This window comes from Rubripirellula obstinata (genome assembly GCF_001642955.1).
Classification (GTDB): domain Bacteria; phylum Planctomycetota; class Planctomycetia; order Pirellulales; family Pirellulaceae; genus Rubripirellula; species Rubripirellula obstinata.
Window position 1 is genome coordinate 26,795 of record NZ_LWSK01000013.1, and the last position, 15,222, is coordinate 42,016.

Annotated in this window: 13 protein-coding genes; 6 read left to right on the forward strand and 7 right to left on the reverse strand. The window is 56.0% G+C overall.

What is annotated here, in order from left to right; genetic code table 11:
- Nucleotides 1–69: 69 nt before the first annotated feature.
- Complete coding sequence (locus RC85_RS06065; protein WP_068259910.1) at nt 70–879, reverse strand: formate/nitrite transporter family protein; 810 nt, start codon at nt 877–879, stop codon at nt 70–72.
- Between the two features lie 113 nt (nt 880–992).
- Nucleotides 993–1,730 (reverse strand): ZIP family metal transporter, encoded by a 738-nt coding sequence (locus RC85_RS06070; RefSeq protein WP_068259912.1) that lies wholly within the window; start codon nt 1,728–1,730, stop codon nt 993–995.
- 123 nt (nt 1,731–1,853) lie between these two features.
- Between RC85_RS06070 and RC85_RS06075 the strand changes: the two genes are divergently transcribed.
- On the forward strand, nt 1,854–2,564 hold the full coding sequence (locus tag RC85_RS06075; RefSeq protein ID WP_149752894.1) for a DUF998 domain-containing protein: 711 nt from the start codon (nt 1,854–1,856) through the stop codon (nt 2,562–2,564).
- On the opposite strand, the gene RC85_RS06080 is transcribed toward RC85_RS06075, so the two are convergent.
- Nucleotides 2,524–3,564, reverse strand: coding sequence for a sodium:calcium antiporter (locus tag RC85_RS06080; RefSeq protein WP_068259920.1), 1,041 nt, complete (start codon nt 3,562–3,564; stop codon nt 2,524–2,526). The genes RC85_RS06075 and RC85_RS06080 overlap by 41 nt on opposite strands.
- Nucleotides 3,565–3,792: 228 nt before the next feature.
- Here RC85_RS06080 and RC85_RS27415 point away from each other — a divergent pair, with 228 nt between their 5' ends.
- On the forward strand, nt 3,793–3,945 hold the full coding sequence (locus tag RC85_RS27415; RefSeq protein ID WP_162273173.1) for a hypothetical protein: 153 nt from the start codon (nt 3,793–3,795) through the stop codon (nt 3,943–3,945).
- A gap of 13 nt (nt 3,946–3,958) precedes the next feature.
- On the opposite strand, the gene RC85_RS06090 is transcribed toward RC85_RS27415, so the two are convergent.
- The gene (locus RC85_RS06090) at nt 3,959–4,693 is read right to left on the reverse strand and encodes an alpha/beta fold hydrolase (protein WP_068259928.1); all 735 of its coding nucleotides are present in this window, start codon (nt 4,691–4,693) and stop codon (nt 3,959–3,961) included.
- A gap of 173 nt (nt 4,694–4,866) precedes the next feature.
- Here RC85_RS06090 and RC85_RS26650 point away from each other — a divergent pair, with 173 nt between their 5' ends.
- From RC85_RS26650 to RC85_RS06120, 4 genes are all read left to right on the forward strand, one after another.
- Nucleotides 4,867–5,277: a hypothetical protein gene (locus tag RC85_RS26650; RefSeq protein ID WP_149752893.1), complete on the forward strand. Its 411-nt coding sequence runs from the start codon at nt 4,867–4,869 to the stop codon at nt 5,275–5,277.
- Between the two features lie 15 nt (nt 5,278–5,292).
- On the forward strand, nt 5,293–9,795 hold the full coding sequence (locus RC85_RS06105; RefSeq protein ID WP_068259946.1) for a CheR family methyltransferase: 4,503 nt from the start codon (nt 5,293–5,295) through the stop codon (nt 9,793–9,795).
- A 680-nt stretch (nt 9,796–10,475) separates the two neighbouring features.
- Nucleotides 10,476–11,351 carry a DUF1206 domain-containing protein gene (locus RC85_RS06115; protein WP_084422392.1) on the forward strand — a complete coding sequence of 292 codons (876 nt, stop codon included), beginning with the start codon at nt 10,476–10,478 and terminating at the stop codon, nt 11,349–11,351.
- Nucleotides 11,348–11,923 carry a DUF421 domain-containing protein gene (locus tag RC85_RS06120; RefSeq protein WP_068259952.1) on the forward strand — a complete coding sequence of 192 codons (576 nt, stop codon included), beginning with the start codon at nt 11,348–11,350 and terminating at the stop codon, nt 11,921–11,923. The genes RC85_RS06115 and RC85_RS06120 overlap by 4 nt, the downstream gene beginning before the upstream one ends.
- Here RC85_RS06120 and RC85_RS06125 read toward each other — a convergent pair.
- From RC85_RS06125 to RC85_RS06135, 3 genes are read right to left on the reverse strand one after another with little or no spacing between them, the layout of a single operon-like run.
- Nucleotides 11,920–12,783, reverse strand: a complete 864-nt coding sequence (locus RC85_RS06125; RefSeq protein ID WP_068259957.1) for a glycosyltransferase family 2 protein — start codon at nt 12,781–12,783, stop codon at nt 11,920–11,922. The two genes, RC85_RS06120 and RC85_RS06125, sit on opposite strands and share 4 nt — an antisense overlap.
- Nucleotides 12,780–13,889 (reverse strand): glycosyltransferase, encoded by a 1,110-nt coding sequence (locus tag RC85_RS06130; protein ID WP_068259959.1) that lies wholly within the window; start codon nt 13,887–13,889, stop codon nt 12,780–12,782. Before RC85_RS06130 ends, RC85_RS06125 begins: the two co-directional genes overlap by 4 nt.
- A 2-nt stretch (nt 13,890–13,891) precedes the next feature.
- A complete protein-coding gene (locus RC85_RS06135; RefSeq protein ID WP_068259961.1) occupies nt 13,892–15,010 on the reverse strand; it encodes a glycosyltransferase family 4 protein in 1,119 nt (372 codons plus the stop codon).
- Nucleotides 15,011–15,222: the final 212 nt, after the last annotated feature.

Genomic DNA, 15,222 nt, shown 5'->3' on the forward strand with positions numbered 1-15,222 from the left:
TTTGCGCCGCACGCGACGTCGAGACCGCCCGTTGGCATTGATGAAAGGTGCAATCGCTGCTTCAAGAATCTATTCATCCGCGACGACTTGCGAGTGGTTCGCCACGGTGGTCAGAAACACGCCACCGAGAACGTTTCCGATCAACGCTGGCATCGAGTAGTCAAGCAGCACGGTGGTCCAGGTTTCCGAGCCTGCAGCGGCGAGATAGAACACCTCGATCGAACCGGCAATGACGTGAGTAAAATGGGCCAATCCGATGAGATACGCAAACACGATGATGGCCCAAAATCTCGCCGAGCCGGCAGCGGGCAGAATCCAAACGAGCAGAGCGATCAGCCAACCGGCGAAGATACCACGCAGGACGGTGACGCCGAACGAAGGCTCCATGGCGGTCCGGCCGATCTCTTGAAAGGACGCTTGAACTTCGGGCGCGAAGGTTTGTGTCTTGGCAAGAGCGATTGCGACCAACGCACCGCCGAGCAGATTGCACACCAGGACGACCGACCATACACGAAGCACATTCAAGATCGTCTTGATTGTTCGATCGCGGAGCAGCGGGATGACGACCGTCAGCGTTGTTTCGGTGAACAGTTGCTGCCGACCGAGGATGACGACCAGGAACCCGGCGCTGTATCCGAAGTTGGTGATCAACGGACGCCAAGATTCTTGGGGCAAGCCATGATGCAAAAGCCCCTCGGTGATCAGCGAAAGACTCATCGCCATTCCGGCAGCGATGCCGGACCAAATCAGCGCCGATGTGCTGCGTTCCAGTTCGTGCTCGCCATCGGATCGTACCACGTCGTAAATAGATCTCAGTGACGCACGACTGTCACCGGAGGCGTCAGATTGTCCACTCAGTTTCGATCCATCGTATTGCATCCGTGGAATCCGTCGTTGGTAAGAAGGTTGAGCGGTTCGTTTGTTTGCTCGTGAGAATTTCGACCGCCTAGTTGATATGGGTTCCTTGCAATTGATAGACCAAAGGATACGTGCTAACTGATCAAGATCACCGTCGCATACAGGACGCATCCAATCACAAACGAGCCGAACCGGCTTTCACGCTGGGCGGGCAGCTCTTCCTTGAACGTGTTGAGCAAAATACCGCCCGCCAAGAACGCGGTCAGTCCCGCCGTCAGCAGGTCATGAACCGACGTCACGGTACCGAGGCCCCAGCCAGCCGCCACCGCCAGAACGAGCACCCAGCGGCCGACACGGTGATAGCGATCCGGGTAGTGGCGACGCAGTGCGTCGTCGTTGACCAGAAAATGCAGTCCGATTCCAATCGTGTAGAGCGATAGCTGCGACAAACTCCGGTCTTCGCGGACCAAGACGTAGCCGGTGATCGCGTTGTAGGCCGCAAAGATGGCGACGTGCGACCAGAACAACGTGCTGCTTTCTTCCGCACTTGTTTCGGATCGCTCGGCGTACCAGTCGATCCCGTAGAAAACGACGAGACCCGCCAAGGCGATTGCGTAGATCACATGCGTGACGCCCGACCGATCAAATTGCTCGCTGATCGCTCGCGCGTATTCGGCAAGTTCCGGCAGAAGATGCAACAACGCATAGGAGACCGCGACACCGCCGGCAAGCGAAAGCCAGCGACTGCGCGGCCGAGTGTTCAAGAACTTCAGCTTGCCAGCCGAGGCGTGAACCACCACCAATAGCGTCGTCGCGATTGCCGAAGTCAACAGACGGTTGCTCGACCAGTCGTCAAAGTTTGAATCCCACATGTGTCGTTGGTCCTGCAAATTGCGAACCGATCGGAACGCTGCCAGGGATCACCGGCACGTCGGTTGCATCGTCCAGGATGCAATACGACTTCACAGCACTCTTGCAAAGGATTGACCAATACGATGTCCACTACCCAAGCCACTTCTGACAGAACCGCGGTCGATGATCGCCGAGAGCACGTGAGTCAGGCGAACGACGTGAGTCAGGCGAACGATGAACAATCCTCGTCAAAGATCGTGCTCGGATCGCTCACGCTATTGAGCTGCGTCCTCGTGGTCGCGGCTGACTTCATCGGCTGGGCGATCGTCGAAAAGCACAACCCGATCTCTGAAACGATCAGCAAACTCGCGATCGGCGATTACGCGTGGGTGATGGACTGGGGGCTGAACCTGTTCGCCGCCGGCATCATCGCGGTCGCCGTCGGCATGTTCCGTTGGAACTTCGGAAACAAAAAGTGGAAACTCGCCAGCGGGCTGCTCGTTCTGACTGCGATTTCGATCCTGGTGATCTCCGAATACGATCAATACAGGGGCTTTGACGGCTTCGGTGCCGACGTTCACTACGGCGCGTGTTACGCACTGTTTGGGGTCGTTTTCGTTTCAGCAGCCTGCCTCGGCTTTGACCTCCAGGCGATCGGTCGACGCTACAGTCGCTTGACGTTTGCTTTCGCCGCGTTGTGGTTGATCGGTTGCCCGTTGTTCATGTTCGCCGCACCGGACAGCATCGACGGTGCGGTCGAACGCGGGCTCGCGATCGCTTTGGTCTCCTGGATCGCGATGCTCGGTTGGTTGCTTACACAAGCGCCATCACGCCGAGCAGACTCAAGTAGATGATGATGATGCCGGTCGATTCAAATCCGATGCCCGCCACCCCGCTTTTTTCGCGGTACAACAAACCGCCCAGCAGTAACGCCGTCATCGCGATCGTTGCGGCGATCAACGTCATTTCGCTCGGACCTGATGAACTGGTTGCGGTCGCGGCGGCGTGATAGATCGAACCGTCTCGGTAGGCGATGTCCGACACCGCAGCGAACAGTGTGTCGAAGCAGTTTCCGCCAACGATCCCGCCGACCGCGAGCGTTAACGCGCCGCGACGGATGGCGGCAATCGACGTCACCAATTCGGGCAACGACGTCGCGACGGCGGTCATGAACGCACCGGCCGCGGATTCACCGAGCCAGTTGTGATGGTCCACCATCGTGGAAACAGCCTTCGTGACAACGATGCCGCAAATCACGACGACCAACGCGAACCCGGCAAAACGAAGCCACAAACCCCAGTCTTGCGACGCCGGCGTTTCTTTTTCATCCGGTTGGTCGGTTCGCGTGTGGTCGGTCGAACGTGGCTGCCACATCGGATGTTCCTTGGCTCGTTTGACCATCACCAATCCGGCGAAGTAAATCACGAACATCAATGGCGATACCGGATGGATACCGAAGAAAGCGATCGCGGGTGTCGCCATCGTGATCAACAACAGCGACAAGATGAACACCAACAGAACCGCTTGCAGCATATTGGCCAAGCTCGCCGCCGCGTGTTCCAAATTCGCTTTGCGATACGTTAAGTCGGCGATGGCCAAGAACATCGTTTGGGCGGCGATGCCTCCGATCGCATTGGACAGGGCCATTTGCGGTTTACCATCCACCGCGGCGGTGACCGACGCGGTGATTCCCGGCAGACTCGTCGCCGCTCCCAGCAACGTGGCTCCCACGATCGCTTCGCCCCATCCGGTGCGATCGGCCAACCGGTCGGCCACCGCCGTCATGCGAGTACCGACTGCGGCAATCACCACGGCAGCGATCGCGAATAAGCACCAGGCGGTAATGATGGACAAAGCTTAGCTTCCGTTGAATGGACTATCGGCGAAACCGACTTCCCACGAAGCGCGGCTGCGGTCGAGCAGGCAACTTGCGATCAATGACGCACCTTGCGTGCCGTTTGCTCGCCCCCGAAACAGCCCAGTCAGTGGTCCAACGAATGGCACAGCGATTGCAACCCCGAGCGTTCATTTGAAAACACTGTTTCGAGGAACGATTTCGCCGTCAAAGGGAGACCCGAACGGATGAGTCACTCTCAAAACGGCATGGATGCTTGCCAAAAATGCGCGATCGCGTGCGAGCGATGTCTCAACGCACTGATCGACATGAATTGCGATGACGACTGCCCACACTTCTGTCGCCAGTGCATGGAAACCTGCCACAGCATGGCGGCATAACGATCAACGGTCGTCAGAGGTTGGCGATCCAGTCCGCCACCAAACGCTCATCTTCGAGTGGCATCAAGTGACCGACATCACGCACCCGTGTGAGCCGGCTATCGGGAATGATGCCGATGACATCACGCTCAAGGTTGGCCATCGGAATCACTGGGTCGTCATCGGACGCCAAAACTGAAACGGGCACGTCGATTTGCGAGGCTTCTTTTGCGATCGAGTGCTCCATCCCCTCTCGGAGCCACCAACGCCACGCTTGCCGATGCGACTGCAGGTTCGTCTGGACGGCTAGGTCTCGACGATCCATTGACAGTCGGCTGATTGCCGAATCATCAACCATGTTCTCCGCCGCCGCGGCGCTCGGGTGAGTCGATTCTAACTCGTCCTTTTTTGATTCGGGCATCGGTTCGCAAGTGGCCGGTGAGGGCGCGATCAAACCCAGACGTTGTAGGCCGCTGTGTCGCTGGCTGTCACCGGGTTGCGATGACTGCATCGCCGCCATGTCCATCGCGATCTTGCCGCCCATGGAATGACCGATCAAGACAAATCGTTCGATCCCAAGATGCTTGAGCTGCTGCCAAACCCAAGTCGAATAGCCACGAATGCTTGGGTTAGCGATCATTGGTGATTGCCCGAATCCGGGGAGGTCCAGCGTCACCACTTTCCGATCGGCTGGCAAGCATCGTGCAACATACCTCCAGCTTTCAGAGGAACCGCTGAAATAGTGCAGCAAGACAATCGTTTGCGTCATGAGTTGTTGGCCGCCATCACGCTGTTGCTGTTAACACGGTTTTGCACTGGTCGATCCAGAAGAGAACGTCTTGCGTGTCGTGACGTTCGAGTCCTGACGTATGCCAAAGAAAAAGCAACCGTCATGCCAATTGGGATATGTTTTTTTGAAGACGCTTCGTCGCAATTCCATTTTTGTTCCTGATTGTCGTTCCCCTATCGCAAAGGGATTTCAGCCATTCGCCGGGGGTCGAGCGCAGCGAACACCGCCGGAACAGAAATCATCACGGAACACCGACCCCGAAGGTGTGGTCGTCATCGTTGCCCCCAGGTGCGCTACGCGACCTGGGGCTAATCGAGATATCCCTTCGGGATGAAGACAATCGCAAGCCGAAACCCCAAAGATATAGCGGCCCAGGTCGACCCGGCCAGTACAAAGTAAATCCTTGGTCGAAAGCTTCGCGTATCGGCGAAAGCGTGGTGCTGTTCACCGAAAAGGAGGCGTTGAATCCAAAGCTGAATCGCAAACCAATTGTCGCCTCCGGACGATTCGTAGATAATTTGCTCCGCGATCTCATCGGGAATGAAACCAACTTCGACAACTGACCGGCGATAACACTCATGAATCAACTGACTGAACCCGTTGAAAATGATTCCCCCATCGACCGCCCCGTCGTCGTGGGCGTTGGCGCATCAGCCGGCGGACTCGAAGCGATCGTGCAATTGCTGATCCAATCACCGGTCGATGTGGAGATCAGTTATGTCATCATTCAACACCTCTCGCCGGATCACGACAGTGCGCTCGCGGAGATCCTTGGCAAACGTGTCAAGCTGCCGATTCATCAGGTCACCGAATCGACCAAGGTGCTGCCCAATCACGTTTATGTGATTCCACCGGGAAAGTATTTGTCGATCAAGGATTGCGAGCTGACTCTTTCCGAGCCGCCGGATGCTCGCAACGCTCGCATGGCGGTGGACTACTTCTTTCGATCGCTTGCCGAAGACGCTTGGGAACACGGCATCGGCGTGATCTTGTCGGGCACGGGCAGCGACGGGTCAGCGGGCTTGAAAGAGATCAAAGATCACGGCGGTTTGACCGTTGTGCAAGATCCTGACGAAGCCTCGCACCGCGGGATGCCTCAGGCCGCCGTCAAAGCCGGCGCGGTCGACCTGATCTTGCCGGTCAGCGAGATCGCACCGCGGCTGGTGCGTTATGTCCATCACGCGCGTGAGCATGGACCATTGTCGGCACAAGCGATCGCGTCGATGGAACAAGCCGACCACACGGCGGTCATGGACGTGCTGCGTCAAGTCACCAAACATGACTTTCGCAATTACCGCAACGCCACGCTCGCCCGACGAATTTCACGGCGAATGGGATTGGCCGGACTCGATCAGATTCACGACTACGTCGCGTTGTTGCACGACAACCGTGATGAATTGGAACAGCTTCGGAACGATTTGCTGATCGGTGTGACCCGTTTCTTTCGCGATGCGCGTTCATGGAAGATGTTGCAAGAGAAAGTGATCAAAGACCTGGTCATGAAGGCGGACGAGCGCACGCCGCTACGTTTTTGGTCGGCCGGATGTGCCAGCGGCGAAGAGCCGTACACGCTGGCGATGGTCGTGCTGGAACAAATGAAATTGAGCGACAAACACGTTCCGTTTCAAATCTTTGCTTCGGACGTGTCGGCCGAGTCGTTGGATTTTGCCCGTGAAGGTGTGTATCCCGATTCGATCGCGGCCGACGTCCCGGTCGAACAATTGCGCGAGTACTTTCAGAAAGTCGACGGTGGCTATCGCGTCAGCAAACAACTTCGTGAGCATGTCGTTTTTGCCGAGCAAAACGTGTTGGTGCAGGCCCCGTTTTCCAAGTTGGATTGTATCACGTGCCGCAACTTGCTGATCTATTTGAAACGGCAGGCACAGGAGAACATCTTCTCGGTGTTCCAGTTCGCTTTGAAAACCGGCGGGCATCTTTTCTTGGGTAGCAGCGAATCCGTCGAACGCAGTGCGGACTTGTTTGACACCATCAACGCCAAGCACCGCATCTACCGACGCACCAACGCGAAAGTGTTCCCACCCACGCGTGCCAACGAAGCGGAATCCCCTTCCATTGTGAAGTCCGACCAGCCCAGTTCGCCACCGCCACCGACCGGACGACTCGGGCATCTGGCCTATCGCCAATTGATGCAGGAATTCGAGCAAGGCGTCGCGATCATCGACGAACAGTTCCGGGTGTTGTACGTCGAGGGCCGAGCCGACCTGTACCTGCAACTGCACACCGGTGAGATGTCGGCGGAGCTTCCGGATCTGTTTGCGATCGCTCGCGATGGCGTCAAGTCGCGATTGCGAACGATGATTCGGAAAACTCGACAAGCCAACGATCCGGTGGAAGAAACTTGCCGTGTGCAACGGGACGGTTCCGTGTTTCCCTGCCGCATTCGGATGCGGAAACTGTCTGCCGTGACCGGTCCTGATCGACCGATTCTGATCACATTTCAACCGCTCAGTGTGGAAACGACTCCGGTCCCCGAACGTTTGCTTTCCGGCGATGAAGCGCCGGTGGATCAAGAGGAACTACGGCACGAGTTGCTGACCACGCGAGAGCAACTCAGCACCACGATTGCCCAGCTTGAAACCGCCAACGAGGAATTGAAGGCGTCCAACGAAGAAGCGATGTCGATGAACGAGCAGTTGCAATCGGGCAACGAAGAACTCGAAACGTCGAAAGAGGAACTGCAATCACTCAACGAAGAACTGACGACGCTGAACAATCAGTTGGAATTGAAACTGGAGGAATTGCAGCACACCACCGATGACCTGAACAACCTTCTCACAAGTGCCAGCGTTCCGACGATCTTCCTGGACACGAACCTGCGGCTGCGTCGGTTCACGCCATCTTGCGATGTGCTTTACAACTTCATCGGCACCGACGTTGGTCGACCATTATCGGACATCGTGCAAAAGCACGACGACGATTCTTTGATCGACGATGCCAAGCGGGTGCTGCAAGACTTGGTGCCACTGGATAAGGAATTGATTTGTTCTAACGGCCAGTGTTTCATCCGTCGGATTCTGCCATACCGGACCGAAGACGATCGCATTCAGGGCGTTGTCGTCACCTTTGCCGACGTGACGGAACTTTCAGGTGCCAAGAAAGAACTTTCGCAGAACCTTGCCGTGATGGACAACATCTATCAGTCCGCGCCGGTCGGTTTGGGGTTCCTAACGCAAGATTTAAAATTCGTCCGCATCAATGATGAACTCGCCGAGATCGACGGGGTGTCGGCAGACGATCACATCGGCCGTCACTTGCGAGACATCCTGCCACCCGACTTGGCGGGTGATGTCGTCAAGCTTTATCAGAAAATCATTGACACCGGCGAGCCGCTGCTCAATGTGGAAATCAAGGGCAGGACCAAGGCCAGCGAGTCCGAACGGACTTGGCAAGCCAGCTACATGCCGGTCAAAGGTGACGATGGGAATGTGATTGGCATCAACGTCGTTGTTCAAGATGTGACAGACCGCCAACGCAACGCGAAAGACCTAGCCGAAAGTCGCGACCGTTTGGAGATCGCGTTGACCGGCGGCCGAATGGGAACATGGCACTACCACATCGAAAGCGGTCAGGTTGATTGGTCGAGTCAGATGTACGACTTGTTCGGTGTCAACCGCGAGGAGTTCGTGCCGCGTCGAGACAGCTTCCTCAAACGCGTCCATCCCGACGACCGAGAATACGCCAACGAAGCGATCGACGGACCGCTGCAAAATGGAGGCGAGACGCATCGTTTGGAATGCCGCATCGTTCGCGACAATGACCGTGAAGTCGTCTGGATCGAAAGCCGAGGATTGATTCGTCGCGACGAAGACGGCAAACCAATCAGCATGACCGGTGTGACGATCGACGTGACCGAGCGACATCGCCATGAGGAACGTTTGCAACTTGCCAAAGATTCCGCCGAAGCCGCCAACCGATCTCGCGGCGAGTTTCTGGCAAACATGTCGCATGAAATCCGCACTCCGATGACAGCGATCATTGGCTACGCCGACATGCTGTCGAGCCACTTACGTGATCCGGACAATCTGCAGTGCGTCGAAACGATCCGCCGCAACGGACGGTTCCTGCTGGAGATCATCGACGACATTTTGGACCTGTCGAAAATCGACGCCGGCAAGTTCGAGGTCGAACGAGAACGCATCGCGCCCGAACGCATCATCGCCGATATCGTTTCGTTGATGAACGTGCGAGCCGAGGAGAAGAAGTTGAAATTGGAGGTCGAATTTGAATCGGAATTGCCCAAGTTGATCGAGACCGATGGCAAACGTTTGCGGCAGATTTTGTTGAACCTTGTCGGTAACGCGATCAAGTTCACCGAAGACGGCAAGGTGCGTTTGGTTGCCCGCTACGATCACGACCAGAACCAGTTAGCGTTGTCGGTCGAGGACACCGGCATCGGAATCGACAGCGAGAGTTTGGACAATTTGTTCGAGCCATTCACGCAGGCTGACGGCAGCATCACGCGAACGTTTGGCGGCACCGGCTTGGGGTTGGCCATCAGCCACCGATTGGCCGAAGTGCTGGGCGGAAAGATCGAAGTCGAAAGCAAACCGGGTCAGGGCAGCATGTTCACGCTGGCCATCGACCCCGGCGAGATCGACGGTGTCGAGTTCGCCATGCCCAGCACGGTTCAGGTGGTGTCAAACGCCGACGAGGAAGACGTTCAACTTGATGGCTACTACCTGATCGTCGACGACCGTCGCGACATCCGCTACTTGGCCCAACATTTCATCGAGTCGGCTGGCGGCACGATCAGCACGGCCGGCGACGGCCAAGCCGGCGTTGACGCGATCCAAACCGCCATCGACGAAGGCCGCCCGTTCACGGCCGTTTGCATGGACATGCAAATGCCGATTCTAGACGGTTACGGTGCAGTCCGCGAAATCCGCCGCCGTGGCATCGACGTCCCCATCATCGCCCTGACCGCCAACGCCATGCAGGGCGATCAAGACGATTGCATGGAAGCGGGATGCACGGCGTTCATTAGCAAGCCGATTGATAAGAAGGCGCTGCTATCGAAACTAAAGGAAGTCAGCGGGAAGAAGCATGGGGAAGTTGGGTGAGCGGTAAGGCCAGGTGCCACGACCCCTTAACGCGTCGATTGTTTTAGTAACGGCAGGTAAGACTTCTTGTTTCTCGATCGCTTGTTGCTCGATGACTTGTTGCGCTCGGGGGTTCTTGGATGTTTTGACATTCAGGTTCGATTGTCGTGGCAGTCACGCGTTCACCTTGTTTTTGAGAAGTCAAACAAAACAACGGCCCGCTTCATGGCTAGATTCTGAGCCATCGACTCGAACAGAGATCTTTTTTGGCAGAAATATGTACGATGAAAATTGGAAAGGAAGTTTTTCTATCGATGAGGCAGCACCTGGCCTGATGAAAATCATTGCAACGCAGCAAAATTGGGCAAGCTGCACCATGGCAGACAACACAAACTGGGACGCTGTGAAGCATTGTGGCAACGGCACATTTTCTTATTCGCCAGCATGTAGGCCGTAGCGAGCCATAGCGAGTTACGGCAATTTGCGCAACGCCGTAACTCGCTATGGCTCGCTACGGCCTACTTTGGAGCGGGCTGTTGAAACAAAAGCGTAGTCGCGCAAATCCCGTGCAAATCAAAATGGGTTTTGAAAAATCTTTGTGGGTAATCAACAGCTCTTAGCCTCGTTCACTACGTTTCAACCGGCACACCATTTGCCTTGAACCGATGGCATTACTCATTACCCACACTGGAGCACTGCCGATGTCAATCACACAGCCCACCACTCGCCGCGATTCACACAGTCGATCCTGGCATGGTTTTGAAACCCGTTCGATGCCAGAGGTTCCTTCATGGATCGAAACGCTGGGCCGGTTTGGTCATGCCGCAAAGGGCGTCGTGTACTTCGTCATCGGTTTGTTGGCGTTCAAACTGGCGGTTGGTGCCGGCGGTGAAATTTCTGGATCACGCGACGCGATCCGCGAAATCGGACAACAACCGTTTGGCAAGTTTTTGCTTGGGCTGATGGCCATTGGGTTGCTCGGCTACACGGCCTGGCGATGGGTGCAGGCGGGCAAGGACACCGAAGGTGCCGGGCACGATGCGAAAGGGATCTGCAAACGAACCGGTTACGCGATCAGCGGCTTTGCCTACCTGTCGCTCGGTATCTTTGCGGGATCGTTGGCGTTGGGTCTGGGTGGTTCCTCGGAATCAGGAAACAGTACGACCAGCAGCCTGCTTGAATCATCTTGGGGACGAGTTCTGTTGGGCATCGCCGGAGCCGTGACGATCGGTGTCGCGATTTTCTTTGTTTACAAAGCGTTCAAGGCAAAGTTCATGAGCAATTATGCGATCGCCGAGATGAGTGAGAAGGCTCGCAAAGCAGCCCTGAATGTGGGTCGCATTGGACTGTCCACTCGCGGCGTTGCATTCGCAATCATTGGCGGATTCATCTTGGTGTCCGCCATTCGTGGAACAGCCGATGGCGAGATTGCGGGAATGAGTGACGCGTTGGCCGCGATCGCTTCGCAAACCTACGGCAAGGTGCTCATTGGACTGACGGGATTTGGGTTGATGTGCTATGCCGTTCACATGTTTTTGATGGCTCGCTATCGCAAGTTCAACGTGGCATCATCATGATTGAAAAATGGATCACCGCGTCGCTTCCCCAGTTGGCCATGATCTTGGCGACATCGTTCTTCGTCTATGCAGGCATCTTGATTTACACCCGCATCGCCGGTTTGCGAAGTTTCTCCAAAATGTCATCGGCCGACTTTGCGATGACGATTGCCACGGGGTCACTGTTCGGTGCGACGATCTCATCCCCAACCCCCACGCTGTTCATGGGACTGTTCGCGATTTTCTGCATCTTTGCCGGACAGTGGGCGCTGGCAAGGCTACGAATGCGATCGGACCGCTTTTCACGAGCCGTCGACAATCAACCGTTGTTGTTGATGGCGGGAGGTGAAATTTTGCACGACAATTTACGTCAGTCGAACATGACCGAAAGCGACCTGTTTGGAAAATTGCGAGAAGCGAACGCGATGAATTTTGATCAGGTGAAAGCTGTTGTGTTCGAGACGACCGGCGATGTTTCTGTTATCCATTCAGCGGAAGAACGTGAACTGGACATGCGCATCTTCGCAAATGTCATTGATGCCAACAGGCTGGTTCACCGTCAACAACACGTGGGGAATTCTGTACTCTCTTAAAACCCGGCGGGGTTTGTCTTGGTGGCGTTTGCAATTTGCTGTTTCGTTGGATGGGCGAGCACTTCGATTGTTTCTGCGGTTGGATCGAAATGGATCAGCCGCATATCCGCGAATGCGTTCAACCACGACTCCATCGGCCAGACATTCCAGCGCCTGCGGAACTGGATCGCGTTGCGAACCATCGCGTCGAAGTGATTCAGTGGCGGTTTGCATACCGAATGATGTTGGTGGTATGCGGTGGCACCGACAAAGCCGAATGGCACCTCCGCCGATCGGGCAGCGAACGCAAAGTCGGTGTCTTCCCCGCCGTAACCAGCGAACGACTCATTGAAGCCACCAATACGTGTGAACGTTTGCTTTCGTACCGCGAAACAAAGTGACCAGAACTTCTCGTATTCGGTGGACGCTAGCCGTTGAGCCGACGTCAGTTCTGGTTGCAGCGGATGCTTCACGGCCGAGGATTGCAGGTCTTGCATCGACCAGTCTGCTGCGGCAGCGTTCTTGGGCAAGTAACGCGGGTGGCCCATCCACAATCGGTCCTCGTCCGCGACGGCTGATACTAGATGAGACAACATCGCCGGCGCTGGAATGCAGTCGACGTCCAGAAAAACCATCGTCTTGGAATCACAAAGTTTGGCGGCGTGGTTTCGGGCGCGAGCAAGCGGCAACGATTTGCCGTCGCCGTCTACACGACTGGTGATTACCTTGATAGAACCGGCACGTTCCGGTGGCTCGACATCCTGATCCATGCCGACAATGATCCAGCGATCCGGTTTCTGTTCCGATTGCTGCCATCCCTTCCACTGATTTAGCAGATGCGTTTTGCGGCCGCGAACAATCGTCAGTGCACTGACACTCATAACGAGATCTCCGCGGGTGTCCGCCGCTGTTCCAAGGACCAGCATGCAACGTCGTTGATGTGCTTTGCCGCCTGTTGTGCTCCGTCGTTTGCGAAAACTTCGTCCCACCGCGTAACGTTAATCTGCTTCGCTTCGACAATCAACGAAGGCCAAGCATCATCGCTGGGCCAACGGTCCAAGCCGATGGCCAGTCCTTCCCGCTGAAGCACTTCGGCTTTGCGAACTTGTTCGTCGAACGGTCGTGATTCCGCAACCGCAATGAACGGACGTCGGCGCGATCCCAATTCCATCACGCTGTTGTGACCGGCGGCGGTAACGACAACTTCAGCGTTGTCGGTGTAGGTAGAAACATCGTCCACCCAACCAAGGTAGTGAAGGTTGGAAGGATCACGATCACGATCCGTGTCAGCTTCTTTGCCTAGAACCAGCAATCGATGCGAGGGAAGAAGCTCTGCGGCCCGACGCAGACGCTCGTGAACTTCTTCGTCGCCACCGCGGCCGAACAGGAACACGATATCCTTTGTGGATCGTGCCAAGGGTTCGCAAGAAGCACGTGGTGCCACATCCACTTCGTTTGTGCTGCGACAAAACCCATTCAGGTAAACCGTCTTGTTCCGAACCCATGGCGGCGTCCTCTCGTCCTCCATCATTTTTGGGAACGGAGCCAGCAGCGAATGAGCGGCCGCGTAAGCGCTCGCGTGGGCCGCATCGTTGCGATCACCATGTTGTCGCATCACGACTTGCGGGACACCGGACAAACGAGTCAGCATCGAAATTTCAGCACTGACATCTACAACCATCACGTCCGGACGTTTGTCGGCCAACCAAGCCGTGTAATTCGCAACTCGCGAGGCAACGTTGTCGGACCACAGCGGCGCAAAATGCAAGGCCGGAACGTTGGACGCTGCGCGCAATCCATCCTCGTTCAACCCGTCGTTGTCGCACGGCAAGTCGATCACTTCCCCGAGTGTTGGCCCGGACCACTGCAGTCCGCCGGATCGGCTGGTGACGACGGTGGCCATGACAGTCAGATGTTCCAAGATCGCTTCGGTACGATGCTTGTGTCCTCTGCCGTGATAGTGAACGTAGAATCCGACATGTGGCATCCTCACGCCGCGACCTCAACTTGGCTGTTTCGATAAAGCAACTCGTACTGATCGACCATTTGATCCCACCCGAACCGACGCTGGGCCACATGACGGCACTGCAACGCAGAAACCGAAACGCATTGTTTAGTCGCGTCCGCCAACGCATGGATGTTGCCCGGTTCCGCGAGTCGGCCGGTGGAATCATCAATGATTTCGGGAAGGGCACCGCGAGCGAACCCGGCGACGGGAGTGCCGCAGGCGAGTGCTTCCGTCACGACCAACCCGAACGGTTCGTCCCAACAGGGCGTCACCATCGCCACCGATGCTCGGCCGATAAGTTCGCAAAGCTGACCATGATCTTTGTGGCCAAGATAGGAAGCCTGTTGGTTGAGGCGCGGTACGATTTGTTGGTTGAAGTATTCTGCGTCGGCGATCGGGCCAACGATGTCGATCGGTAGCCCGGCGAGTCGCGCGGCGTCGAGTGCCATGTGAGTTCCCTTGTCGGGCAGGATTCGCCCAAAACAGATGGCCCGGCGTTGTCTGGAATTTTGTTGGCTGGAATTTTGTTGTCCGGGTTTTTGTGGTCTGGGTTTTTGACAACCACTGTTCCAAAACTGCGTGTCGATTCCGTTGTACACCACCGTTTGCTCCGACACGTAGGGCCGCCAAGCACCCGCGTTGGCGTGTGAGATATTGACGAAGTTGCCGCATTGGGTGTCGGCTCGGTTCGTCAATTCTTCCAACATTCTTGGCAACGGCGGTGCGTGCAGCGTCGTCAACATCGGCGTCGGCAACACGCTGGCAAAACGAAGCGGAATGGGGCTGAGCGAGTGATTGTGAATGACATCGAAATCTTGATTGCCAAGTCCCACGAACAGGTCTGCGTAGGAATCATCCTCCACCTTTTCAATCCATTCATGGTGAACATGGCCCAGCCGACGACGACTTTCGTTCACCGTGGCACGCTGGACGATTGGTGTGATCGGCAACGTCGAATCTGAATCACCCGATGCAAACAGCGTGACGTCGTGACCGCGGTTTATCAGGTAACGCACAAACGAATGCGTGAACGCTTCCAGACCACCCGCGAAGGGTTTCGCGATGGGGTGCTTCAAGTGTCCGATTATGCCGATTTTCATCCGTTCATCTCCGTTGCCAAATTATGGAAAGCCGTTCCATCGGGTTGCGTTCAGTCCGTTTGATCCAGTGCCAAGCAACGTGTGTGCCAGTTTGATGTTTCAAATAAACAAACAAGTACGAATCGATTTTTCATGCGTCAACGAAAACCAGCCAGACGAAGCATCGCTCGCCTGGCTGGTTGCACTCGATAGGGTTCGTCTTGATCGCTAGA